The organism is Rhodospirillaceae bacterium (genome assembly GCA_002728255.1).
Classification (GTDB): Bacteria; Pseudomonadota; Alphaproteobacteria; order UBA7887; family UBA7887.
This window is the reverse complement of sequence record PBWV01000010.1, coordinates 1-24,627: the sequence shown is the minus strand read 5'-3', so window position 1 is coordinate 24,627 and position 24,627 is coordinate 1. Positions and strand designations below refer to the sequence as shown.

The 24,627-nt window shown below is 46.1% G+C and carries 18 protein-coding genes, 4 tRNA genes and 1 pseudogene; 11 read left to right on the top strand and 12 right to left on the bottom strand.

What is annotated here, in order from left to right; all coding sequences use genetic code 11:
* Positions 1 to 32 precede the first annotated feature (32 nt).
* Positions 33 to 1,304 carry a phosphoribosylamine--glycine ligase gene (locus tag CMM32_02715; protein ID MBT05813.1) on the top strand — a complete coding sequence of 424 codons (1,272 nt, stop codon included), beginning with the start codon at positions 33 to 35 and terminating at the stop codon, positions 1,302 to 1,304.
* Positions 1,305 to 1,324: 20 nt separating this feature from the next.
* Here the strand turns inward: CMM32_02715 and CMM32_02710 are convergent, their stop codons facing one another.
* Both CMM32_02710 and CMM32_02705 read right to left on the bottom strand, forming a co-directional pair.
* Complete coding sequence (locus CMM32_02710; GenBank protein MBT05812.1) at positions 1,325 to 1,711, bottom strand: RNA-binding protein S4; 387 nt, start codon at positions 1,709 to 1,711, stop codon at positions 1,325 to 1,327.
* On the bottom strand, positions 1,708 to 3,933 hold the full coding sequence (locus CMM32_02705) for a disulfide oxidoreductase (protein ID MBT05811.1): 2,226 nt from the start codon (positions 3,931 to 3,933) through the stop codon (positions 1,708 to 1,710). The genes CMM32_02710 and CMM32_02705 overlap by 4 nt, the downstream gene beginning before the upstream one ends.
* Between CMM32_02705 and CMM32_02700 the strand changes: the two are divergent.
* Both CMM32_02700 and CMM32_02695 read left to right on the top strand, forming a co-directional pair.
* Positions 3,869 to 4,132 (top strand): annotated as a pseudogene (locus CMM32_02700) (hypothetical protein). The gene CMM32_02705 and the pseudogene CMM32_02700 overlap by 65 nt on opposite strands.
* A 294-nt stretch (positions 4,133 to 4,426) precedes the next feature.
* On the top strand, positions 4,427 to 6,340 hold the full coding sequence (locus CMM32_02695) for a molecular chaperone HtpG (GenBank protein MBT05810.1): 1,914 nt from the start codon (positions 4,427 to 4,429) through the stop codon (positions 6,338 to 6,340).
* A 38-nt stretch (positions 6,341 to 6,378) separates the two neighbouring features.
* Here the strand turns inward: CMM32_02695 and acnA are convergent, their stop codons facing one another.
* The 3 genes from acnA to CMM32_02680 form a co-directional block, all read right to left on the bottom strand.
* Entirely contained in the window at positions 6,379 to 9,042 is a 2,664-nt protein-coding gene (gene acnA / locus CMM32_02690; protein MBT05809.1) for an aconitate hydratase AcnA, read from the bottom strand.
* 85 nt (positions 9,043 to 9,127) lie between these two features.
* Positions 9,128 to 9,601 carry a hypothetical protein gene (locus tag CMM32_02685; GenBank protein ID MBT05808.1) on the bottom strand — a complete coding sequence of 158 codons (474 nt, stop codon included), beginning with the start codon at positions 9,599 to 9,601 and terminating at the stop codon, positions 9,128 to 9,130.
* 325 nt (positions 9,602 to 9,926) lie between these two features.
* The gene (locus CMM32_02680) at positions 9,927 to 11,546 is read right to left on the bottom strand and encodes a benzoate--CoA ligase (GenBank protein ID MBT05807.1); all 1,620 of its coding nucleotides are present in this window, start codon (positions 11,544 to 11,546) and stop codon (positions 9,927 to 9,929) included.
* A gap of 184 nt (positions 11,547 to 11,730) precedes the next feature.
* On the opposite strand from CMM32_02680, the gene CMM32_02675 reads away from it, so the two are divergent.
* From CMM32_02675 to CMM32_02660, 4 genes are all read left to right on the top strand, one after another.
* Entirely contained in the window at positions 11,731 to 12,120 is a 390-nt protein-coding gene (locus CMM32_02675) for a peptidylprolyl isomerase (GenBank protein ID MBT05806.1), read from the top strand.
* Between the two features lie 45 nt (positions 12,121 to 12,165).
* Positions 12,166 to 13,047, top strand: a complete 882-nt coding sequence (locus CMM32_02670) for an S-methyl-5'-thioadenosine phosphorylase (protein MBT05805.1) — start codon at positions 12,166 to 12,168, stop codon at positions 13,045 to 13,047.
* Positions 13,048 to 13,113: 66 nt separating this feature from the next.
* Entirely contained in the window at positions 13,114 to 14,265 is a 1,152-nt protein-coding gene (locus CMM32_02665) for a 2'-deoxycytidine 5'-triphosphate deaminase (protein ID MBT05804.1), read from the top strand.
* A gap of 68 nt (positions 14,266 to 14,333) precedes the next feature.
* On the top strand, positions 14,334 to 15,203 hold the full coding sequence (locus CMM32_02660) for a hypothetical protein (protein ID MBT05803.1): 870 nt from the start codon (positions 14,334 to 14,336) through the stop codon (positions 15,201 to 15,203).
* A gap of 43 nt (positions 15,204 to 15,246) precedes the next feature.
* On the opposite strand, the gene CMM32_02655 is transcribed toward CMM32_02660, so the two are convergent.
* From CMM32_02655 to CMM32_02635, 5 genes are all read right to left on the bottom strand, one after another.
* Positions 15,247 to 15,323 (bottom strand) — tRNA-Pro (locus tag CMM32_02655).
* Positions 15,324 to 15,407: 84 nt separating this feature from the next.
* A complete protein-coding gene (locus CMM32_02650; GenBank protein ID MBT05802.1) occupies positions 15,408 to 16,310 on the bottom strand; it encodes a farnesyltranstransferase in 903 nt (300 codons plus the stop codon).
* A 158-nt stretch (positions 16,311 to 16,468) separates the two neighbouring features.
* Positions 16,469 to 19,612 carry an error-prone DNA polymerase gene (locus CMM32_02645; GenBank protein MBT05801.1) on the bottom strand — a complete coding sequence of 1,048 codons (3,144 nt, stop codon included), beginning with the start codon at positions 19,610 to 19,612 and terminating at the stop codon, positions 16,469 to 16,471.
* Between the two features lie 39 nt (positions 19,613 to 19,651).
* Positions 19,652 to 21,196 (bottom strand): hypothetical protein, encoded by a 1,545-nt coding sequence (locus CMM32_02640; protein MBT05800.1) that lies wholly within the window; start codon positions 21,194 to 21,196, stop codon positions 19,652 to 19,654.
* A complete protein-coding gene (locus tag CMM32_02635) occupies positions 21,123 to 21,857 on the bottom strand; it encodes a hypothetical protein (protein MBT05799.1) in 735 nt (244 codons plus the stop codon). The genes CMM32_02640 and CMM32_02635 overlap by 74 nt, the downstream gene beginning before the upstream one ends.
* Positions 21,858 to 22,015: 158 nt before the next feature.
* On the opposite strand from CMM32_02635, the gene CMM32_02630 reads away from it, so the two are divergent.
* Both CMM32_02630 and rfbC read left to right on the top strand, forming a co-directional pair.
* Positions 22,016 to 22,510 carry a hypothetical protein gene (locus tag CMM32_02630; protein ID MBT05798.1) on the top strand — a complete coding sequence of 165 codons (495 nt, stop codon included), beginning with the start codon at positions 22,016 to 22,018 and terminating at the stop codon, positions 22,508 to 22,510.
* Positions 22,511 to 22,574: 64 nt separating this feature from the next.
* Positions 22,575 to 23,138: a dTDP-4-dehydrorhamnose 3,5-epimerase gene (rfbC, locus tag CMM32_02625; protein MBT05797.1), complete on the top strand. Its 564-nt coding sequence runs from the start codon at positions 22,575 to 22,577 to the stop codon at positions 23,136 to 23,138.
* A gap of 115 nt (positions 23,139 to 23,253) precedes the next feature.
* Here rfbC and CMM32_02620 read toward each other — a convergent pair.
* Both CMM32_02620 and CMM32_02615 read right to left on the bottom strand, forming a co-directional pair.
* Positions 23,254 to 23,329: transfer RNA gene (locus CMM32_02620), tRNA-Thr, on the bottom strand.
* Positions 23,330 to 23,430: 101 nt separating this feature from the next.
* Entirely contained in the window at positions 23,431 to 24,207 is a 777-nt protein-coding gene (locus CMM32_02615; protein ID MBT05796.1) for a 23S rRNA (guanosine(2251)-2'-O)-methyltransferase RlmB, read from the bottom strand.
* A gap of 160 nt (positions 24,208 to 24,367) precedes the next feature.
* On the opposite strand from CMM32_02615, the gene CMM32_02610 reads away from it, so the two are divergent.
* Positions 24,368 to 24,453 (top strand) — tRNA-Tyr (locus CMM32_02610).
* Positions 24,454 to 24,543: 90 nt separating this feature from the next.
* A tRNA-Gly gene (locus CMM32_02605) sits at positions 24,544 to 24,617 on the top strand.
* Positions 24,618 to 24,627 lie beyond the last annotated feature (10 nt).

Sequence of the window (24,627 nt, the reverse complement as noted above, 5' to 3'; positions counted from 1 at the left end):
AGGTTAGGTACAAAAATAAATTGGTGCAGTAGATGAAAATTCTAGTAGTTGGGTCGGGTGGGAGAGAACACGCGTTATGTTGGGCAATCTCTTCTTCGCCGCTTTGTTCGGAGGTTTATTGCGCTCCTGNTAATGCAGGTATCGCGGGGAGTGCAATTTGTGTGCCTGTAGAGGCNGATGACGCTCAAGGAATATTGGACTTTTCCAAACAAACAGATATTGATTTTGTTGTTGTGGGTCCCGAAGCGCCTCTGGCCGCGGGTTTGGTGGATGATCTAGAGCGTGCCGGCATTGCAGCGTTTGGCCCGTCCGCAAAGGCAGCGAGATTGGAGGCGTCAAAGGGTTATGCAAGAGACTTGTGTCAGAGATATGGAATTCCCGGCCCGCAGTATCGGCAGTTTTGGTCGACCAAGGAGGCCCTAGCTTATGTTCGCAAGTGTGGAGCTCCGCTGGTGGTTAAAGCCGATGGCCTTGCTGCAGGAAAGGGAGTTATTGTTGCCAAAACCCTGGAAGAGGCTGAGGAGGCTGTTAAACAGTTGATGAGTGGCCAGTTTGGTGAGGCAGGGGCGTCGGTTGTAGTCGAAGAGTGCCTGGTTGGTCAGGAAGCTAGTTATTTTGCCCTTGTTAATGGTAATTCAGTGCTTCCATTAGCTAGCGCTCAGGATCATAAGGCTGTTGGAGAAGGAGATGTGGGATTGAATACAGGTGGAATGGGCGCTTATTCTCCGACACCTGTCGTCGATGAAGAGGTTAAGGCGTACATTTTAGACAGCATTATCCAGCCAGTAGCCGACGCGATGGTTGCAGAGGGGTGTCCATACACAGGGCTACTTTACGCGGGCGTAATGCTTACAGAATCTGGACCTAAAGTATTAGAATTTAATGTGCGGTTTGGAGACCCTGAGTGTCAGGTTATCGTACCAAGGTTGATGTCTGATGTGGTTGCCGCTTTGTTGGCTACTAGAGATGGTGAGCTCGACAAGTTCAATGTGCGCTGGAAACCGCAAACAGCGCTTAATGTGGTGATGGCTTCTAACGGCTATCCAGGTTCTTACGCAACTGGCGCTGAGATAGGTGGCCTAGATAAGCTTGATGGATTGGATGAGGTATACGTATTCCATTCAGGAACTATATCAGAGAATGGCAGGATTTTGTCCGCTGGCGGCCGGGTATTGGGTATTACGGCCCTGGGAGACAGTGTCGCTGAAGCACAGAGAAAAGCTTATGATGCGATTGGGCTAATAGACTGGCCTTCTGGATTTTACAGACGAGACATCGGGTGGCGGGCGCTTGTCTCCGAATAGTGGAGAGGAGCGGGTCCTTGCTAGGTATTGAAGTTCTTAAAACGCTCTATGTCTCTCCTATCTTTTTTGGTTGGGCGCCCACCCGGATGTTTTGTTATCAATTCTTTCTGGGTTTCAGTGCTTCCTAGCTCACTGTAGAGCTCTTCTGCCTCTGCGGCGGGCCCCCTGCGTTTTCCTAATTGCATTATTCGGACAACCCGTATCCTGTTTCCTTGNGGGAAGGTTAAAACGTCTCCTACACGCACCAAAGAGTGTGCTTTGAGGGTTCGTTGACTATTGATGCGAACGCTTCCCGAGGAACATAGCTTGCTCGCGCTCGTTCGGGATTTTAGGAATCTGGCATACCATAGCCACTTATCCAATCTTANCCCTGGAGTATCCGGGTTTTTCAATATTAGGNCTGTCATTTCTTGGGGAATTTCAGATTTTCCAGCACAGCGAAGGGAGAAANGTTGGGATTTGGGGTGACTTTGGATGTNCCACTCTTCCGTTTGTTTTTGCGATTTTTCTTAGAAATGGCTCCATAAGTGGAACTTTTTTTATAGATTGGGGAATTATTTCTGTTGGGAGTTATATTTTTTTCGTTAGAGCATTGCGCTGGTTCAGAAATATTAACTTGTTGGTAGCCAAGTCGGCCTAGNATTTCCTCAAAATCTGCCTTTCGTATGCCAACTAGAGAAATTAAAGCTGGGTCCAACTCAAAAGTGCCTGATNGACCTTTTTGGCGTAGTTTTGCACTAAGACGTTCCAATATATCGACCCGTAAGGCCAAAGGCCCCAAAGGTTGGTACCCTATCGAATAGTAATAGTTAGGATTCACACCTTGGGCTACCTTCATAGTGACGCGTCCCCCTTTGGGCGGAGGTGTTTTTGTGGCCGAATATAATTGCCAGAGTTGATCTCTCAGGGAAATGATTCGGGTTTTGAGCATAGTTGGGACGAATAGGTTGCATCGTCCAAATCGCACATTCGACTTGGTAAGTAACCCTTTTTCTTCTGGTGTGAGAGCATTTATTAAAGTTTGGCATTCGTCGCGAGGTGTATTCCCCAAGCCTTCTAGTAAACGAAAAGCGATGGCACGGGAAGGCCCAGAAGACGCTAGGTTCATAATACGAAACAAAGGCTTAAACATCGAGGCAAGGTATTGTTCCCACCAACTTTGAAGACGTTGTTGAATGCGATCGCGCGTTTGGCTATCAATCATNTCATTACTTATTGAGGTTATTTTCGGCTTTAATATGGACTTGCCGGCTTGTAGTCGGCCTGCCGCACCTCCTTCCCAATTTATTGTAAAGTTTGGGAGCAGAGTGAGTTCTCGGTTATTTGATTGGCACAGTAGATCGACCTGCTGGCGTAATTTAGAGCTCACGGCCCCCCGGATGGTATTTTCTAATACCCCAGTTGGTGAGGAAGTGCCGTTATCGCCCAATACAAAATTAATGCCCTGAATTCTGCCCACGGTCTCACTAGCTACACTCAAGCTGCCCTCAGGTTTTATAGTTACAGATTCCTGCCCAGAAGCACCATAGCCAGTGACGATTGTCCTTGTTCTCCTGTCAACGAACCGCTGGGTTAGTCTTTCATGAAGGGCGTCCGATAGTCGGTCTTCTATCTGGCGGGTTGTATTTTGTAGACTTTGAGGATCACTCACCCAATCGGGTCGATTAGCGATATAGTTCCATGTTCGGATGTGGGCGATTCTTCCTGCCAGGGTCTCAATATCGCCAGTTGTTTGATCTAAACGCCTAGACATCTTTTGCACCCAGTCGTCTGGTAGACTGGCTGTTGGTCCCGAAAGATGCAAAAATATTTCTTTTAACAACTGAAAATGTGCATCACTAAGAATCTGTTGAAAGTCAGGAATTCTGCAGACCTCCCACAGCAAGGAAATAGAATCCTGGCTGGTAGCTCTAGCTTTCACAGCAGGGTCTACAATTAAAGCGCGGAGGGNACGTGTATCTTCAGCATTGTGGGGTTTTAAGAGCAAGGTTGAGGCGGGGTTCTCCTCAAGAGACTCAAGCAAAAGGTTTGTAGACTCAAATCTAAGGTCGCGGTTCCTCCAATAGATATGTGTTAGTTCTGGAAACTCATGCTCTTCTACTGCGGACACAATCTTGTCAGGTATAGGCCCTGCTCCGGCCGTAGAGCCAAAGGTGCCATCCCGACTATATCGTCCGGCACGTCCTGCGATCTGGGAAATTTCCGCTGCTATCAATGAACGGCGCCGGCGACCATCAAATTTTTTTAGTTGTGCAAAGGCAACGTGGTGAACGTCAAGATTTAACCCCATACCGATGGCATCAGTTGCAATTAGATAATCTACCTCGCCGTTTTCAAACATTTCCACTTGGGCATTTCGGGTTCTGGGACTAAGGGCGCCTAAAACTACGGCACTCCCGCCCCGTAGACGGCGAATNCTCTCTGCCATCAGGTATAACTCGGATGCTGAAAAAGTTACTATGGCGGTTCGTGGTTGTAGCCGAGTTAATTTCTTTTCGCCTGAATAGGTAAGCTTGGAGAAGCGCGGCCGGGATATTATTTCAGCTCTCGGTATGAGGGCTTTAATCATACTTTCTATTGTCAATGAGCCCAGAAACATGGTTTCCTCAACTCCTCGTGCGTGCAGCATTCTGTCGGTAAAAACGTGTCCCCGTTCCGGATCTGCAGCTAATTGGATTTCATCTACGGCTAAAAAATCAACTAATTTCTCGGTTGGCATAGATTCTGTTGTGCAAATATAGAACCTAGGATTTTTGGGTACTATTTTCTCCTCGCCTGTGATTAATGCGACATTAGTTGGTCCTTTTACGGCAGCCACTTTATCGTAAATCTCGCGGGCAAGTAGGCGCAATGGGCAGCCAATCATGCCGGTTCTATGGCCCAACATTCGTTCTATGGCAAGGTGGGTTTTGCCAGTGTTCGTAGGGCCCAGGACGGCCGTAATTTTACGTTCTATCTGCATTCTTCATAGCTCGGTTCAAAGATGGCCGGTCCGGCCAGCGAAGGCAAGTTTTTCTCAGGGACTTGACCGGAGCGTCATGAGATCACATATGGAAGCAAGGTGCCTCGGCATGGCTGGGTTTTAAGGGATTAGGAGCAAGCTTAACAGAAGGGGGTAGTAAATGGTAAAAGGTGGAAGTCATGACCAGGAAGCGGTGGCAACGAGCGAAACTCGCGCCTTTCAAGCCGAGGTAGGTAAGGTCCTGAATCTTGTTGTGAATTCGCTATACAGTAATAAAGAGATATTTCTCCGAGAGCTAATCTCCAATGCCTCGGATGCCTGTGATAGGTTACGTTATGCGGCAATCACTAAGCCTTCGTTGCTTGAGGAAGACCCAGATCTTCATATAACTATTTCTGTTAAAAAAAAGGCACGGACAATTGTCATCGCCGATAATGGGATAGGGATGGATCATGATGAACTGGTTGCCAATCTTGGGACTATTGCAAAATCAGGGACTGCGGCATTTGCCGAACAGCTTACTGGTGATTCTACAAAAGACGTAAATTTGATAGGCCAATTTGGGGTCGGTTTTTACTCTGCTTTTATGGTAGCGGATAGAGTTGAGGTGTCGAGTGCGAAGGCTGGGGANGAGACAGCCTGGAAATGGGTGTCTGAAGGGACGGGGGAATTTTCAGTTAGTCCCACGAATAGGAGGACGCGAGGTACTATTATCGAGCTTCATCTCAGAAAGGGTGAAAGCGAGTTTCTAGATTCAAATCGGCTTANGGAAATAATCACGACTTATTCTGACCATGTGGCCATCCCAATAAGATTAGGTACATTTGGAGATGATGAGGCGGAGAAAATAAATAACGCAGCGGCCCTCTGGATGAGGCCGCGAAAGGAAATCACTGAAGAACAATACGCNGAATTCTACCATCATGTTGCTCACAGCTTTGATGAGCCGTGGCTCACTTTGCACAATAAGGCGGAAGGCCGCCTTGAGTACACTAATCTTATGTTTATACCATCAGCAAAGCCTTTTGATCTTTTTGATCCTGCCCGTAAGCATGGTGTTAAGCTTTATGTAAAGCGTGTTTTTATTACGGACGATTGCTCGGATTTGATGCCGGCCTGGCTGCGATTTGTAAGAGGAATTGTAGACTCTGAAGACCTGCCGCTCAATGTCAGCCGGGAAATGCTGCAACAGAATCCAGTGGTGTCCAAGATACGAACAGCGCTTGTGAAGCGTATTCTTGACGAACTAGAGAAGAAGGCTTCTAAGGCCCCGGAAGAGTTTACTGATTTTTGGAATAATTTCGGTGCCGTTTTGAAGGAGGGAATTTATGAAGATGCCTCGTATAGAGAACGATTAGTTAAGTTGTTGCATTTTAAATCTAGTGCTGTTGAAGGCTTGACTACCTTGAGTGACTATTTGGAGCGTATGAAAGATGGTCAGAAGGAAATTTATTATATTTCTGGTGAGAATCTAGCTTCGTTGCAAAATAGTCCACAAATAGAGGCCCTAGTGGCTAGGGGGATTGAGGTTGTCTTTTTTGATGATGCAGTCGACGAATTCTGGACTAGCGTCGTGCAAGAGTTTGAGGGTACGAAGCTTTTGTCAGTTACCCGTGGAGATATCGATCTCTCAAAATTTGCTTCAGAAAAAGCTGAAGAAAAAGATAAGAAGACCCCAGAGATGGAGGCAAAAATTGCGAGCCTGACGGGAGCGTTCAAGCTCGCTCTGGGTGAAAATGTAAAGGATGTCCGCGTTTCGGATAGGTTAACTGATAGCCCAGTCTGTTTGGTAGCTGATGAAGGCGGCATGGATGTCCATTTAGAACGCTTGTTGAAGCAACAAAACCAGATCCAGGAGATATCTAAGAGGGTTTTGGAAATCAATCCTGGGAATGATCTAATTAAGTCCTTAGCAGAGATAGCAGCGGAGCGACCTTCCGACCCAACCCTTATCGGGGCGGCAGAGTTATTGCTGGATCAGGCCAAGATTATTGAGGGGGACGTTATTTCAGATCCCGCCGCTTTCGCTAAACGCCTTACGGCAATGATGTCAAAGTCCATAGGAAAGAGTTAGCTATTTTTATTTTACCATCACCCTTTAATGGCGCTGTGTTATTCTTCAGCTGCGACAAGTTGTCGTAATACGTAGGGCAGTATTCCGCCATGCAAATAGTAGTCCACCTCATTGGGGGTATCTATTCTGCAGATAACTGGTATTTCTTCGGATTTGCCCGTTGCGCGAATTATGCGGCATGATAACTCCATTTTCGGAGAAATTCCCTTATCGATGCCGAGAATTTCAATCGACTCACTTCCATCAAGTTCTAGTGAAGAGCGGTTTGTGCCATTCTGGAAACAGAGTGGTAAGANGCCCATGCCGACAAGATTAGAGCGGTGGATTCTCTCGTAGCTCTCGGTGATTACTGCTTTAACCCCAAGTAGTTTTGTGCCCTTGGCTGCCCAATCCCGTGAAGAACCGGTCCCATATTCTTTGCCAGCCACNACTACTAATGGGGTTTCGGTCTCTGCATAATGCATCGCGGCGTCAAAAATGGTCATAAGCTTATTTTCTGGCATCAATGTGGTCCAACCACCTTCGGTGCCCTTTGCCATTTCATTGCGTAGCCGGATGTTTGCAAAGGTCCCGCGTACCATTACTTCGTGGTTGCCTCTTCTGGCTCCAAAAGAGTTAAATTCGTGGCTCTCAACCCCTAATTCATTGAGGTACATCCCTGCGGGACCATCTGAGGGTATGGCTCCGGCTGGTGAGATGTGGTCCGTCGTCACGCTATCGCCCAGTAGGGCAAGAATTCTTGCACCCAAGATATTTTCCACTTTCTCGGGGGTTTTCTGGATATTGGCAAAATAGGGCGGTTTTTGGACGTAAGTTGACTCCGGCCATGTGTAGGTTTGGCCCTCTGGTGTTTTGATCTCGCGCCAACTGCTATCTCCCTCCGTCGCGCGGGCATATTGGTTTTTAAACATCTCAGGTGATAAAGAATTCTCAATGGTGTTCTGAATTTCTTCGGAAGAGGGCCATATATCTTTTAGGTATACGGGATGGCCATTTGATCCTATTCCCAGGGGCTCAGACGATAGGTCAACGAGCATGGAGCCGGCTAGGGCGTACGCGACAACTAATGGGGGTGAAGCCAAATAATTTGCTTGTGTCAGACTATGGACACGGCCCTCAAAGTTTCTATTGCCTGACAAGACAGAAGCTACAATTGTCTTGTTGGCGCGGATTTGGGACTCAATTTGCGGATTTAATGGGCCGCTATTTCCTATGCAGGTTGTGCAGCCGTAGCCGACGAGGTTAAATCCCATATGGTCCAAATCCTCATCAAGGCCCGAGTTTATGAGATAGTCAGTTACAACTTTGGAACCGGGCGCGAGAGATGTTTTGACCCATGGCTTGATAGTCAGTCCAAGTTTACGGGCCTTGCGAGCCAAAAGCCCCGCAGCAACCATTACGCTGGGATTAGACGTATTCGTGCAGCTGGTAATTGCAGCTATTACGATGTCTCCATTTGTCACGGACATGTCCGTTGCTCTGGATTGTGGCGCATCATCAAGCAATTGCTTAAAAGCTACCTTGGCGTTGTGNAANTTGATCCTATCTTGTGGACGCTTCGGGCCTGCCAGNCTGGGNTCAACGGANTTCATATTTAACTCGAAAATTTCAGTNAATACNGGTTCTGGTGTGGAATTGTCACGCCAAAGTCCTTGAACCTTCGAATACTTTTCTACAAGTTTCACATGTGTTTCTGGGCGGCCGGATAAGTTCAGATAGTTTAAAGTTTCTTGGTCAACCGGGAAAAAACCACAAGTCGCGCCATATTCTGGTGCCATGTTCGATATTGTCGCCTTGTCGGCTAACGCCAATTCGTCCAGACCTGGTCCTGTGAATTCCACAAACTTTCCTACTACGCCTTTCTTGCGGAGCATTTCTGTGATGGCTAGTACTAGATCTGTTGCTGTTCTTCCTTCAAGAAGATTTCCTGTTAAACGTACTCCTATAACTTCAGGAATCAGCATCGATATGGGTTGCCCCAACATTGCGGCTTCGGCTTCAATTCCGCCCACCCCCCAACCTAGAACGGCTAATGCGTTTACCATGGTAGTATGGCTATCCGTTCCGACTAAAGTGTCTGGAAAGGCAAAATCCGTGTCACCCACTTTTNTGGTCCAAATCGTTTGTGCTAAGTGTTCAAGATTGACCTGATGGCAAATGCCTGTTCCCGGAGGTATTACGTTAAAATTGTTGAAGGCTCGTTGGCCCCAACGCAGGAATTCATACCGTTCTCTATTGCGGGACATTTCAATGTCTACATTTGCTTGGAATGCGCTGAGAGAACNGGATTTATCTACTTGGACGGAATGATCGATAACCAGGTCGGCTCTGGAGAGGGGGTTAATTTTATTAGAGTCACCTCCGAGATTTCCCATGGCATCTCTCATCGCAGCGAGATCAACTATTGCGGGTACTCCGGTGAAGTCTTGCATCAGGACACGGGCGGGCCTGTAGGCGATTTCTTGGTCTACTNTGTTGCCCTTCAATATCGAGGTGAGGGCTTCTAAATGTTTGACGGTGATAGATATGCCGTCCTCAAAACGAAGCAAATTCTCGAGCAAAACCTTTAGGGAAAACGGCAGGCGAGAAATGTCGCCAAGTTTGGATTCTCCCGCTNCTTCAAGGTCATANTAATCATACTTTTTCCCATCAACTTCAAGGGTGCGCTTGGTCTTTAGTGTGTCTATGCCGAATTTTATCAAACTGGTTCTCCGCTTACTCAAGCTTTTATTTGTAGTACGGTTTGGTCTAACTTTGCTTCCAAAGATGGCTAAACTTTTTGCATTGTCAACGTTGTAGGTGGGCAGACACGAAGTTTTCAACATTTTTGAGGTAGCTTTTGCGAAGTTCTAAATGTGGGTGGTGACCACAGTCACTAAAGGTATGGCTACTGAGGTTACCATTTATGCTATTCAGTGATCGAAGTTGGTCCAGACTTCCGTACTGATCATTGGTTCCCTGTATGGCTAAAACAGGACAGTTTACGCTTGATAATTTTGAGCGGATATCAAACGCGGCAAAAGATGGATTTAGCCATAGGTTTGTCCAACCTAGAAACATTCCCTCAACATTTTCGCCGTGATATTTAGTTAGCCTTTGGCGAAGATTTGAGTGAGACCATTGGGCTAATAGCTTTTTGATGCTGGACAGAGTTTGCTTTTCTACAAACCAGTGTCCTGCTTCTGCGACGACTGCGCGAATACGTTTATCACCACTGCTAGCAGCTAGTATTGCGATAGTAGCACCGTCACTGTGTCCCATTAACACCGCATCTGAGATACAGAATTTGTCTAATAGGTCAGGGATAGTAGTTTCNGCTTCNGNNTGAAAATAATTCAGTGGNCTGNGGTAAGGGGGGGGCTAAACGAGCGGANNAGCCNTGNCCAAAGCGATCGAAAGTTAAGACATTAAAATTCAGTATTTCGCCCAATTGTGCAGGAAGATCACGCCATTGTCGGATGCTGCCCAAGCCTTCGTGCAAAAATACTAAGGTGGGCATTCCATAAGTAGATGAATTGATCCACTCACAGCAGATTGCGTGGCTTCCTGCCCAAATGGTCTGCCGATATTTCTTCCTCATCAAATTTTATATGTCTTGGGAGGTTCTCAGTTTGAATCTTTGAACCTTGCCGGTAGCAGTTTTCGGTAAATCGACTACAAATTTTATCCACCTTGGAAACTTATAGGGGGCTAAGTTGTTACGCAAATAACTGGTAAGCTCTTGTTTAAGCGATTCACTTTCTTCACTACGGTCATTCAAAACAATAAACGCCGAGGGCTTCACGAGCCCAGCCTCATCTCGTTGTGCCACAACAGCGCATTCTAATACCGATGGGTGTGAGACAAGTTCTGACTCTATTTCAAAGGGAGAGCACCAAATCCCGCCAACTTTCATCATATCGTCAGTCCGGCCACAGTATGTGAAAACATTGTCCTGGTCCTTTACGTAGGTATCTCCCGTTTCTAGCCATTCTCCTTTCATGGTTCGCGAAGTTTGCTCGTCATCTTCCCAGTAACATCGAGCGATTGACGGTCCCTTAACTACTAGGCGTCCCACCTTGCCAGGGCCAAGGTCTTGATCATTTTCATCCAATATCCGTGCAGCGTATCCTGGTACGACCAGGCCGCTTGCCCCAGGAATTGTTTGGTTAAGGCGATTAGTGATAAATATGTGCAGGGCCTCAGTGGATCCGATCCCGTCAAGTATGTCTAATCCAAACCGTTCTTTCCAACGCAGCAAAATATCAGCTGGCAAAGCTTCCCCAGCGGAGATGCATGCACGTATAGATTTCAAATTTGGTTTGGAGGGAAGTTCATCAAAATGATTAAGTAGGGATGCATAAAGGGTCGGTACACCAAAATACAACGTTGGAGAGTGCCTTGAGATATTTTCAAAGGTTAGTGCGGGGGTTGGTTTTTGATGGTCTAGGATGATAGTTCCTCCGATCCACAAAGGTAATGTCATCGCGTTGCCTAGCCCGTACGCAAAAAACAGCTTGGCCGCGGAGTAAAAAATGTCTTCTTCGTGAATGCTGAGGCAGCCAACTCCATACAGCTCGCTGGTAACCACCATATCGCGATGGCGATGCACCGCAGCCTTCGGACGGCCAGTGGAACCCGATGAAAAGAGCCAAAAGCAATCTGTGTCAGCGGTAGCAGGGTGGGGTTCAAGCTCGGCACTACTGCTTGCTAGTACTTTTTCTAGCGAATTTTGCTCTGAAGGTGTAATTCCCTCTACTAGCAAAAGTTCTGGTTTGTGAGATGACTTGTCTAAGGCGGTTGAGATTTCACTCTCATATTCTGCAGAATAGCATAGTGCTTTGCACTGGGTTTTATCGATCATATATGCGTAGTCGCCATGCCGTAGGAGGGTGTTTGTTGGAACTGGAATTATACCTGCCTTTATGGCGCCCCAAAAAAGATACAAGAAAGCCTCTGTATCTTTGATGATCATCAATAGTCTTTGACCTGGCTTAAGTCCTTTGTCTAGCAACATGTTGCCACATCGGTTTACTTGTTCTGCAAGCTCTTGATAGGTGACAGAGTTAGTCTTAGTACGTATGGCGACTTTCCCCCCTCTGTGTTCCGTAAGATGTCTGTCAATAAAGGGAACGGCTACGTTGAAGATTGGTGCAAACTCAAATTCGCTTGGGGTAATTATTCTATTAATTTGGACCGTAAAATCGTTCACAATCTTATCCAACATAGTGTTCAGTTTCGAGGTTGCCTTGGGCCCTATAAAAGCTGATAACCGACAAGAATAATATCTTTTTTTTGGCCGTATCTGAATAATTCAGTGGTTGGTCGGCAAATAATCTCTGGTGAAACCCCCGATTTGATGGCAGTTTGGGATAATAAGGATGGCTATTTTGCGGATAACAGGAGTGAACATGGCACGATTGGCTNTAATATTCGCGGTGCTCTTATTGGGAATGAGCGCCCCCCGGGCGGAATATTTAGAGGTAGAGGACATAACTGTTGGTATGGGCCAGGCGGCACAAAGTGGTGACGCGATCTTCGTCCACTACACAGGTTGGTTAGCTAGCGGGAAAAAGTTNGATAGTTCACGCGANAGAGGGGCTCCTTTTAGCTTCCGGTTGGGATCGGGTCAGGTTATTCAGGGCTGGGACAGAGGCCTCGTAGGTATGCAAGTGGGCGGGGTTCGGAGGCTCACCATTCCACCTGAGCAGGGCTATGGTGATCGAGAGGTAGGAGGAGGATTAATACCGCCTAACTCCACACTGATATTCGAAGTGGAGCTTTTAAGTATAGAAGATTGAGGGGTTTGCCGGGATTGTGAAACAATGATGACCAAGGAAGTCACAATGGACGCAAAAGATGGAGAAATAATAGGCGTAATTGGCGGAAGTGGTATTGACGAATTGGAGGGTCTCCAGAATGTTCGTCGTGAGCGGATTGCTACGCCTTTTGGTGAGGCCTCAGACGAAGTGACTCTGGCGCAGCTGGGCCAGCAGGATCTTGTATTTTTGCCGCGCCACGGGAAGGGCCATCGAATNCCACCTAATCAAATCAATTTTTGCGCCAATATATACGCTTTGAAGATGGCAGGTTGTANGCAGATTATTTCTTTGAGTGCAGTGGGGTCCTTAAAAGAAGAACTGTCGCCAGGAACATTTGTATTGGTTGACCAATTCATCGATCGTACTTTTAGTCGACGCAACAGCTTTTTTGATGTGGGCCTTGTGGGTCATGTCAGTTTGGGCGACCCGGTGTGTAAGCGTTTACGGACTAGACTGTTCTCAGCGTCCAAGGCTGCGGGCGTTGAAGCAGTGAATGGTGGAACATATTTAGCGATGGAAGGGCCTCAATTTTCGACAAGGGCAGAGTCCAATNTATATAGAAGCTGGGGTTGTGACGTAATAGGAATGACGAATATGCCCGAAGCTAAGCTGGCTCGGGAAGCTGAGATATGTTATGCGACTGTTGCGATGGTGACGGATTACGACTGTTGGCATCCTGAACATGAGGATGTGACTGTTGAGGCTATCCTTCAGGTTTTAATGTCAAATTCGGCTAAAGCTTGCGCTCTCGTCCAGCAGGCGGTCCCGCACACATTGGAAGACCGGTTTCCCTGTCCTCATGGATGCCGAACCGCATTGGATGATGCCTTGGTTACGTCTCNTGATCATCGTGATAAAGAACAGTTGTCAAAGTTAGATTTTTTGCTCAAGCGTGGGAGGAGCTAGAATTGGATGGCAAGAATTGGAAATATTTATGGCAGCTCTTGCACGTAAATAANTTGAGGAATGANAATGAGTGACCAGTCCGATTTGTTACGTGCTTCCGACCCAGCACGCGAACCTGCTTCTTTGAATGGTACGGGCTTGTTGCCATCGCAAGTTATTGGCGAAATGATTCGGAATCATGAAATTTTGAGCAGTGACCCTGTGGACGCGCGGCAAATACAACCGGCAAGTCTTGATCTTCGCCTTGGAGGAGTTGCCTACAGAGTTCGCTCGAGTTTTCTCCCAGGCTCTAAAAGAAGTGTGCGGGAAGGTTTGCGNGATGTCTCTATGGGGGAGATTGAGTTAGCGTCTGGTGCCATCTTAGAAAAAGGATGCGTATATATAGTTCCGTTAAAGGAATCATTGGCACTGCCCAGTCGGATTACTGCGATTGCTAATCCCAAGAGTTCTATTGGTAGGTTGGACATATTTACGAGACTGATAACTGATGAGGCTACGGAGTTTGACCGGGTGGGTGCTGGCTATTCGGGCCCTCTATATGCCGAGATATCTCCAAGGGCGTTCACTGTTGTGGTGCGTGAAGGGTCCAGCCTAAACCAGATACGGTTTCGCCGCGGAAATCCGAATCATAGTGACGCGTCCTTGCGCAGGCTCCATCAACAGTGGAGTTTAGTGGACCGCTCTGAGGCTGAGGTTAATATAGATAATGGTATTGCCTTGTCGGTAGATCTTGATAATTCTTCTGATGAAAGTGTTGTGGGTTATAAGGCGCGAAAACATACGGACTTAGTGGATATTGATTTGATCAATCGGTACTCTGTCCGTGGGTATTGGGAACCAATATACTCGGAAGGGGGTCAATTAATTTTGAATCCCGGAGATTTTCATATTTTGATGTCCAAGGAATTAGTCACTGTTCCCCCAGACCATGCGGCGGAGATGATCCCTTACGATCCGTTGGTTGGTGAGTTCCGAGTACACTATGCGGGCTTTTTTGACCCTGGATTCGGTTATCGCGAGGCGGAATCGAATGGCACGCGGGCGGTTTTGGAAGTGCGTTCACATGAGGTGCCGTTCTTAATAGAGGATAATCAAGTTATTGGAAGGTTATCGTATGAGAGGCTCACTGACATCCCTGAACGTTTGTATGGGAGTGGCATTGGGTCATCGTATCAGGAACAAGGGCTGAAGCTCAGTAAGCATTTTACTCGCGATTAACATTGGTTCAAAGTTATTCCTGGCCTCTATGAGCTCAGGTTTCTACTTCGAGTTATGAGGTTTGTTGAATGACGGATCTGATTTTTGAGGCACTTCATCAGGATTTTGGAGCAAAAGCCCTTGGCATTAATTTGTCCGGGAACCTGAGTCCAAGAATGGTTCAAGATATCCAGGCTGCGATGGATAAGTANTCAGTTCTTGTTTTTCCTAACCAGGAAATGGACGATGAATCGCAACTTCGGCTGACCCGGTCTTTGGGTTTACCAGAAGAAAATCACCTTCGACTAGGCCGCGATGGGGTGGTTGATTATTTTTTAGACATTGGCAATGTCCGAGAGGATGGAAGCGTTCTTGGCAATAACCATAAAGAAATAAAGTTTCTTTCTGGAAATAATTTTTGGCACTCCGATTCATCGTTCCGCGAGGTTCCAACCCGGTTTTCGTTGATGTGTGCATATGAGGTGCCGGCTATAGGGGGGGAAACACAGTTTGCAAGTGCTAGGACAGCTTATGAGCGGCTTTCTACTGAGACCAAGGATTTATTGGAGCCTTTGTTGGTCATTCATGATTATGTCTACTCCCGTTCCAAGGTGGCTCCAGTGGATGCGAATCATGCGGCCTCATTACCTCCTTCCCGACAAAAATTAGTGCGGACAAATCCGGGCACGGGTAAGAAAAATTATTATGTTGGTTCTCATGCTAAATCGGTGGTGGGATGGGAGGAGCATGTTGGTCGGGAGCTCTTGGAGGATTTGCTGGAACAGGCGACCAGAGAGGAATATGTGTACACGCATAGCTGGGAGGCGGGGCAAGTTGTCATTTGGGACAATCGTTGTCTTTTGCATCGCGGGCTTGGTTATGATGCTGATATGTTTCGGCGGAAGATGCGGCAAACGCGCGTTGCAGGTAACTGTTCCACCTTACTGGAGCCGTCGTAAGATTTAATCTTGTTTGGTAGGTTTGNATGAGGTAGGGGGCAGGTGGTCGGGGCGACTGGATTTGAACCAGCGACTTCCACCTCCCGAAGATGGCGCTCTACCAGGCTGAGCTACGCCCCGAGAATAATGCGTAAGGAAGAGTTCTGAGGTTGGTTTATGTGTGCGGTTTCAGCCATGCAACTCTCTTTGGGCAGGTAAGTGGGGTTAGTAACGCCGTGCTACGGAAAAATTAGCTGCGTCTTCTAGGGCCTTTCTTGTCTTGCTTTCAGGGAAACAAGTTAGCTGATCGCAGGCTGTAGAGATATATTTCTGTGCTCGAAATTTAACCTCTGTAAAAATGTTATGCTTTGTCATTGTTTTGATAGCAAACTCTAGGTCGCCCTCCTGGATTATCCCGCGTTCTATAGTCCTTTTCCAAAATTCTTGTTCATCCTTTGATCCTTTTTGGTACGTTAGAAGGACTGGTAGAGTGACCTTCCCTTCCCGAAAGTCATCTCCCACTTTCTTGCCAATGGTTTTATCGGAGGCCGAATAATCGATTAAGTCATCAATTAGTTGAAAGCCGATACCAAAATTTAAGCCGAAATGCTCCAGTGCTTGGGAGATGGTCTTNGGTTGGTCGGCGACNACTGCTCCGATTTGGCAGGCAGCTGCAAATAATTGTGCAGTTTTGGCAGTAATAACTGCTAGACAGTCGCTCTCGGAGATACTTAAATTATTCGTATTTGACAATTGTTGGACCTCGCCTTCGGCTATAACAGCAGATGCATTGGAAAGTATCTCGAGTACTGGCAGGGATCCACACTCGACCATGATCTGGAAGGATCTGCTAAATAGAAAGTCACCAACAAGGACACTCGCTTGGTTGCCCCAGACTGCATTTGCAGATTCGATTCCTCGTCTTAATGAGCTATCATCAACTACATCATCATGTAAGAGGGTTGCTGTATGGATAAACTCTACACATGCAGCTAGCGGGATATGGTTGTCCCCACGATAACCGCACATTTGAGCACATAGTAATGTTAAGACTGGACGGAGCCGCTTACCACCAGAGGAAATAAGATGTCCGGCCAACTGGGGTATCAAAGCAACGGGGCTTTGCATCCGGTCTAGGATTGTTCGGTTCACGCTTAGCAAATCATCCCTCACGAGTTCTTGCAACTTATCAAGTGCATTGTGAGTAGAATGGAGTTGATCGTGATGTTGGTCGGTGGCTATTGCCACAGCTTGTTCCTTCTTCGACTTGTGTTGGCAAATAAGTATCAGAGTAGCATCTTGTGGTTAACTGATCTAGATGAAGGATTGTCGAGCCTCGCCAGGCTATCTGTCAGGTCGGTTAAGTGGTTGGCTATTATGTGGACGACTTTTTCTTCGCGTTGCACTTTTCCAGATACGCCAATCAACCTAGCGTTCATAATAATCCGGCGATACTGCTCAAAAATAGAAGGCCAAAGGATTATATTGGCGATCCCCGTATCGTCTTCCAATGTAACAAACAATACTCCTTTAGCTGTGCTAGGTCTTTGTCGAACTAAAACGAGCCCAGCCACTTTTACCAAATGATTGGAGGATATATGTATTAAATTTTTAGCTTCTGTTAAGGGTGTCATGGGAATTTTGTCACGAAGGAAAAACATTGGGTGATGTTTAAGCGATAATCTGAGAGTTCGATAGTCTTCCACGACTTCTTCGCCTACTTGCATTTTCGGTAGTGGTATTAAGCCATCTTCTTTATGGAGCTCAATGTTATTCGTGGTATCAGAAAATAGTGGGAGGTGAGAGTTATTAATCGCAATGACACTCCAAAGGGCAGTGCGGCGATTTACTCCAAGTGAGTTAANTGTATCAGCTTTTGCTAATATCTTCAGACATTCTATGTTTAGTTTTGTTCTTNTTTGCAGATCATGNATACTTCTATATCCGACCCCCCTTACACTTATAATTCGGTCGGCATCGGTTTTCTTAAGATGTTTGATCTGGCGTAATCCTAGACGAAGTGCCAATGAATCTTTATTCATAACGGCTTCTTTGTCTGTGGTCTTTTCTAAGGTGGATTCCCATTGGCTAAAATTAATGTCTGGTGCTCTGACCTCAACCCCATGGTTTTGGAGATCNTTTACAATTTGGGCGGGGGCGTAAAACCCCATAGGTTGACTGTTTAACAAGGAGGCTCCAAACACGGCGGGGNAGTGGAATTTTAACCATGCAGAGATGTAGACTAGTATGGCAAAGCTTGCTGCATGAGATTCTGGGAATCCATATTCTCCAAAACCTTCTATCTGTTCAAAACAGCGTTTGGCAAAGTCGGCTTCATAGCCTTTACTTTGCATTCCATTAAGCATTTTTTNCCGGAATTTGTGGATTAATCCTGTCTTACGAAAGGTGGCCATGGCACGCCTTAAGGAATCTGCTTCCGTAGCTGTAAACCCAGCTCCAACCACAGCAATCCGCATTGCCTGTTCTTGAAATAATGGTACTCCTAGTGTTTTCCCAAGCACTTGATACAGTTCCTGAGATGGGTATGTAATAGTTTCTTGTCCATTTCTTCTGCGTAGATATGGATGCACCATGTCCCCTTGAATTGGTCCTGGACGGACGATGGCAACCTGAATAACTAAATCATAAAATTCTTTTGGTTTGAGTCTGGGTAACATGGACATTTGCGCACGACTTTCAACTTGGAAGACACCAATGGTGTCTGCCCTGCAAAGCATTTCATAAACTTGGTGATCGTGCTGGGGAATTGTAGATAAACTNAGCTTTTTNCCATAATAACTTTTAATTAAATCGAAGCTTTGGTGTATGCATGTTAAAATACCAAGCCCTAGNATATCGACCTTAAGAATANNTAAAGCATCAAGATCGTCTTTGTCCCATTCTATTACTGTTCGGTTTTTCATAGCAGCATTGCCAATAGGAACTATTTCAGAGAGCTTGTCNTGTGTAATTACAAGGCCTCCGACATGTTGAGATAAGTGCCTGGGAAAACCTATTAGCTCTTCAGCTAATTTGAGAGCCAGCTGAAGTTTTTTGTCTAAAGGATTGAGGTTTGTTTCTAGCACATCATCAGTATTTACTGGGCGTTTGCTGCTACCCCATATAGTTTTGGAGAGGGTGTTGATGATATCTGATGAAATACCTAAGGCCTTTCCAATGTCTCGAATTGCACTGCGTGCTCGATAGCACACGAAGGTAGCGGTCATACCAACCCTATCTCTGCCATACTTAGAGTAGATATGTTGTATGATCTCTTCACGGCGATCGTGTTCAAAATCTATGTCGATATCGGGTGGTTCGTTGCGTGCTGAGCTAATAAATCTTTCAAACAGAAGCTCAATTTGGCTGGGGTCAACAGCTGTAATTCCTAAAAAATAACATACAGAAGAATTGGCTGCGGAGCCACGACCTTGGCAGAGAATGTTTTGGGATTTAGCAAATCTAACAATTTCGTAAACAGTGAGAAAATAAGGGGCGTAGTTTAGTTGTTTGATAAGTTGGAGTTCATGATTGAGTTGGGCGCATATTTTGGTTGGCACGCCATTGGGATATTGTTTTTTAGCTCCTTCATTAGAGAGCTGCACGAGGCGTTCGAAAGCAGGAAGACCATTCTTTGATGATTCTTTTGGGTAACAATGTTCTAGTTCATCTAGCGAAAAGCAACACCTGTTTGCTATTTCGGTAGTATGTACGATTGCTTCTGGATAAGCACTAAAGAGACGTATCATTTCATTTGGAGGTTTAAGGTATCGCTCTGCATTGGCTTTAAGCTTAAAGCCCGCTTGTTCGATAGTACATTTTTCACGAATGCAGGTTAGTATATCTTGAGTCACACGTCGTTCTGGGATGTGATAATAGACATCATTGCTCGCGACCAAAGGAACATTGCTCAAAGATGAAAGCTCTGCAAGTTGGGCAATTTTATTTTCATCATTGCCATCATATTGGTAATTGGCGGCAAGGTAGCAATGTTCAGGCGAATTTTTAGACAATATCTTCAGGTACTCTAAAAATTCATAACTGATCACTCTTGGTGGCAGAATTACCAAAATTTGGTCAGTGCTGTTTTCAATAAGATCTGAATAGTAGATTTTGCATTGGTCTTTGAGAGCGCGACGTTTCCCTGTTGTTAGTAGTGCCGTAAGGCGTCCGTATGCATTGCGAGTGGTGGGTAGGCATAGGAGGCTGGGAAAATTAACAAAGTTAAGTCGTGCTCCAACTAAAAGTTTGATACCGTGCTCACGCGCNACAACATGAGCCCTAACNACGCCAGCAAGAGAATTATGGTCTGTGACGGCAATTGCATGATAGTTAAGAGACCTTGCAGTTTTTATTAACTCATGTGGATGGGAGGCTCCGTAGGTGAAGGTAAAGTTAGTGGTAACCTGAATTTCGGCATAAGGGGTCATTTTCATATGAATCTTTAGCTATTGGTGGTATTGGAGTTTTTATGCAAAAAGGCCGTGTAGCCACCATTTGGGCTGTTTAGTATTTTCGTATAGTCCTTCACGGTAGAGCCAGAATCGTGCGCCAACTTTGTTTTCCACTTGGTAATAATCCCTTGTCCAAGTGTCACTTTTCCACCATTCACCTGAAATTCTTTCGGGGCCGGTAGAACGAATTACATGATGTATTTGATTCCCCCACCTAAATAAAATTGGAGGCTTGTCTGGGGTCATTGCAACTGCTTCTAAGGGTATAGGTGGATTAAACAGGTGGAGGGGNCTTGGCTTTCGGATATCCCAAAATATATTTTGATTTTTAATTTGNGATGTAGAAAATTTTACGGCTTTTTCTGGGGTATGACTTTGATGAGAAATAAAGCTAAGTATGGCATGCTTAGTAAGTCGGCTAGTTAACTTATCCAATAAATCGCAAAGTGCATCTTCATTTTGGTTTTGTTTTTGCGAGTGGTGAGAGTCCTTGAAATTGAGGGTACTTTGTTCGGAGTATAATCCCTCCGTTATGTTTGCTTCTAAGTTTATCGCTTCAATTCCCTCATCATTGTCGGGATTAAGGCTGATGCGTTGTAGCTTCTCATAAAAAAGATTTGCTAGTGGGTCTGGCGCAGAAATTTTTCGACTAGTTTCAATTCTTATTTGGCGTGAACCTGAATTAGTAGGGAATATATTCAAGGTAGCGCTTCTGACNGCCTGGTTTCTTTTTTTTAGTAATTCACACAATTCAGTTAATAANTCATGAGTTNTCTGCGTAAGAATTTGCGTNGATATGATAGGGGTTTGGAATCNTTTTTGAACGGATAGTAATGGAACNGATCGACGTGGTGAGATGGGTTCTGGCTCTGCAGAAAGTGCTTGATCAAGTCGAGACAGAAGTTTGTGCCCAAAACGTTTGGTAAGACTTGAGCGCGGTATCCTGAATAATTCACCAATGCANCTTAAACCTAAAAACTGTAAGGTTTGTAACGTTCTTTCGTCCACTCGGAGGGCTGCTAAAGGTAAGGGTGCGAGGTATTTTTTACTTTCTCCCGGAGGGATTCTACTTTGGTTTGTGAAATGGCTTATTGCCCAAGCTGCTCCAGCAGTATCGGCAATTGTTATGCGGGCAGTACAGTCAGGGTGAATTGATTCATATAATTCTTTATGCAGGTAGTTAATTAAACTTAGTTCGCCTCCAAATAGATCGGGGCAACCACTAACATCGAGATATAAATCATTGATGCCATGAATGGCTACCCAGGGTGTAAACCGCGTAAGTAAATTTGCGAGTTTGGATAGAGCTTTGGTTGCGGTGGTGAAATTATCTCTAGCTATATCCAGTTCAGGGACCAAGAGGCGAGCGTCAGCTAATGGCATATTAATTTCAATTCCCAGTTTTTGGGCATGCCTGCATGCTGCTGTTATATGTTTTGTGCCCCTTATTTCGTTTGTCAGGGCTAATGGCTTGCGGCGCGTACACTTATTTGTGAGCCGCCTTTGGTGTTTTAGATCGGTTTGCCAATAGGGTAGCCATACTGAGACAATTCTTTTCATGAGACCATTTAACCATCCATTGATGGTTGCCGGCCGTGCCTAGGCAACGAAGTAACTCTACTTTCCAAAGAGGTTCCTCTAGGAAGCCAGCGCCAGCAATTCCATCATATTCGTTAGTATTTATAGGTGATATGCGCCATCTGGTGGTCGAAGCTATTGCAGGGGAGTTTTTGTTATTAAAAAACAGCAGGCATGGCGTTTGTCCTGCTCTTGCAGCTAATTGTAGACGTTTGCTAACAATGGAATTGACGGCTTGTACCTCTCCGCATACGGCACCAAGGCAGTTGGCACGTAGGGCTTCTTCCAGAACCCACAAGGTATGATTTTGCTTCTTTGTGCGTATTGTGATTATACGGTTTGGTTCAAGGCCAAACATGTATAGGCCTGGAGCGTAAAGATTAGTTTTTTGGAAGCACCATATGACTGGCGCGTGATCCCTAGTGAATTTTGTTAGTAGGAAGACCAAAAAGCCAAGTGCCGAACCTCGCTCACCGATAATTTCATGAATGCCCGCTCGTGGTAGGCCAGACCAAGGCAAGGTGTTGTCAATTTCGTCCACTCCTAGCCTCACTGAGGTGCTTTCATGCATTGTGCCTAACTCTAAACTCCGAAGTTTTTTGCGGAGTTCGGACAACACACTGGATTTGGCATTTTCTGTCATGCCTTGCTAGGCTCCCAATCCTTTGGAAATCATTTGTTCTTGTTTTGTTCTATTCTAATATCTCCTTTTGATCAAGTTGCTATTGAGTAATTAAGTTGCAAACGATAACAAAATGTCATTGCCTACAAGGAAGATCACGTGGATTAGGAGAGGGTGCAATGTCGGGTTTTGAGGAATACGGGAAACACGATGCTGTCAGTATTGCAGCCCTGGTTAATTCGGGCGAGATAAGTGAGACTGAACTGTTGGATGAATCGCTGTCACGCATGCGCGCAATTCAGCCAAAATTGAATGCAATCACNTGTGACATGGAGCCCTTCGCTCGGGCTGAGATCGCAGCTGGTGTGCCGGATGGGNCGTTTCGGGGTGTGCCTTTCATGNTGAAAGATCTATTCACTCTTTATAAAGATGCGCCCACCCACAATGGATCAAAATTTTATTCCAACTTCGTTGCCGATCACGATACCGAGATAGTGGCTCGCTACAAGCAAGCGGGCCTCCTGATCATCGCCAAGACAAACACACCCGAATTCGGATTGAGCGCATCGACGGAGCCGGTAAGCCATGGCGCTGCCCCCAATCCTTGGGATCTGACCCGTAGCGCTGGTGGCTCTAGCGGCGGCTCAGCTGGAACAAGCGATGCCTTGGTCTGATCGGAGACCATCCGTATACTCCGGTTGACCAGTGTGAAAAGGATTTTTGCTTAGGCGAATTTAAATGGGTGTCAAAAGTACCAATATAACCGGCCTTAAACTTATAGATCCGGTGAAATATTCAGACAACCGTGGCTGGATGTCTGAATTATGGAACGTTACTGTTTGCTCGCGACTTGGGCATGAAGTCTCATTTGTACAAGACAGCATGGCGTACAATCGGGATACGGGAACCATACGGGGATTGCATTTCCAAGCTCCTCCCTTTGATCAGGGTAAGCTTGTAATTTGCGTAGCTGGTTCGATATTCGACGTTGCACTGGATTTGCGCACTGGATCACCAACTTTTGGAAAACATTTTTCAGTGACGCTGGACAGTAAAGCTTCTCTTCAGCTTTGGATTCCCAGTGGTTTTGCTCATGGCTATTGCTCCTTAGAGCCGCATTCAAAGGTGTTATATAAACTTACTAAACCTTATGAGAGAGATGCCGCTGCAGGGGTACTTTGGAACGATCCAAACCTAAATATAAGTTGGCCTGTTCAGCCAAAGTCCGTTGTTATCAATAAAAGGGATGAGCAATGGCCATCTTTTGCTAATTTTGATTCGCCCTTCCGATGGCAAGGTTAGCGCTGGAAAGCCCATGAAATTTAATGCTCTTAACAGTTAGTGTTCTTTAAGAGGCTTGTGAAGTAAGGTGAGGGCTGCGCAGCCACTCCTTTTGTTACAGGCAGATAAGGAGGAATGGTGCCGGATGCAGGAGTCGAACCCGCGACCTACTGATTACAAATCAGTCGCTCTACCAACTGAGCTAATCCGGCGTGTGTTTTACTACCACTTTGGCGAAGTTATGCCATTGCATTGTCGTTTGAAACTAGCTCCAGCCTAACTGTTTCTCCTTACCAGTAGAGATAGGTTTTTACTAGTCCCTTCGATCAAGTTCGTAAAGTGCAATGGCGGCNGAAATAGAAACATTCAAGCTTCCAATATCAGTTTGGATTTCTATTCTTGATAATACATCGCAGGATTGGCGGGTCAGTCGCCGGAGTCCTTTTCCTTCTCCACCCAACACTAGGGCAACTGGCTTATTGACTGGACTAGAATGTAGAGGGCTCTGGCCGTCATGATCCAATCCAATCACCCAATATCCGAGGGATGCAAGTTTTTGTAGCGTTCTTGATAAATTAGGGACGCGTACAATTGGAACTAAGTCTAGGGCTCCTGAGGCCGCTTTTGCCATTATGCCTGACTCTTCGGGGGCGTGACGTTGTTGCATAATAATTGCTGAACCTCTAAAGGCGGCCGTNGATCGTAAAATGGCCCCAACGTTGCGTGGATCGGTGACTTGATCTAGGACCACAACGGGATAGCGGCTGTTATCGCCCAGGGTTGAGGAGAGTTGATCAAATGATAGTGGTTTCAGGGCTTGTACCTTGGCGGCCACACCTTGGTGAACAGCCCCTGGAGCTAGCAATTCGGACAAGTCAGCTGATTGGATGTTTTGGGGTGGGGGGCATGTCTTCGGGAGAGGGCCGAGGTTTTGTAAGGCGGAAGGGGTAGCTAGCAAACGTTCTAGCTTGCGCAAAGGGTTATTTGCAGCCATTTTGACGGTGTGGTGACCATACAGCCAGTAGGATTTTCCTAGGCTGTTGGCTTTGTTTTTCTTAGGCATTTTTAAAGGGTTGCGATCAGGCGCCATGGGGGTTAGTTTTAGCGCAATAGGCAGATAATTTGAAACAGTTTCCCGCCATTTAGCATATTAGTTGGATGGTTAGGGCTTGGGTCTGGATATGGGAGTTGACATCGGGGTGTTAATTCCCATAGTGCCCTGTCTTGTTTGGGCGTGTGAGAGTTCAGGCGGAGGGGTGGCCGAGTGGTTAAAGGCAGCAGACTGTAAATCTGCCGACGTATGTCTACGTAGGTTCGAATCCTACCCCCTCCACCACGATGGATGAGGAAGGATGGTTTGGTGGCGGTCAATGTGGGTCATATTTATCGGTAGGGGTGGATTGAGAGGTTAATTCGAGATATCTAGGCGGGTGTAGCTCAATGGTAGAGCGCCAGCCTTCCAAGCTGGACATGTGGGTTCGATTCCCATCACCCGCTCCAGTGCGATGGA

Coding starts and splice junctions, on each gene's coding strand:
- CMM32_02680 (MBT05807.1), bottom strand. CDS start 11,546: ATGTTGGATAAGATTGTGAACGATTTTACGGTCCAAATTAATAGAATA.
- CMM32_02685 (MBT05808.1), bottom strand. CDS start 9,601: ATGGGACACAGTGACGGTGCTACTATCGCAATACTAGCTGCTAGCAGT.
- rfbC (MBT05797.1), top strand. CDS start 22,575: ATGGGTGTCAAAAGTACCAATATAACCGGCCTTAAACTTATAGATCCG.
- CMM32_02635 (MBT05799.1), bottom strand. CDS start 21,857: ATGACAGAAAATGCCAAATCCAGTGTGTTGTCCGAACTCCGCAAAAAA.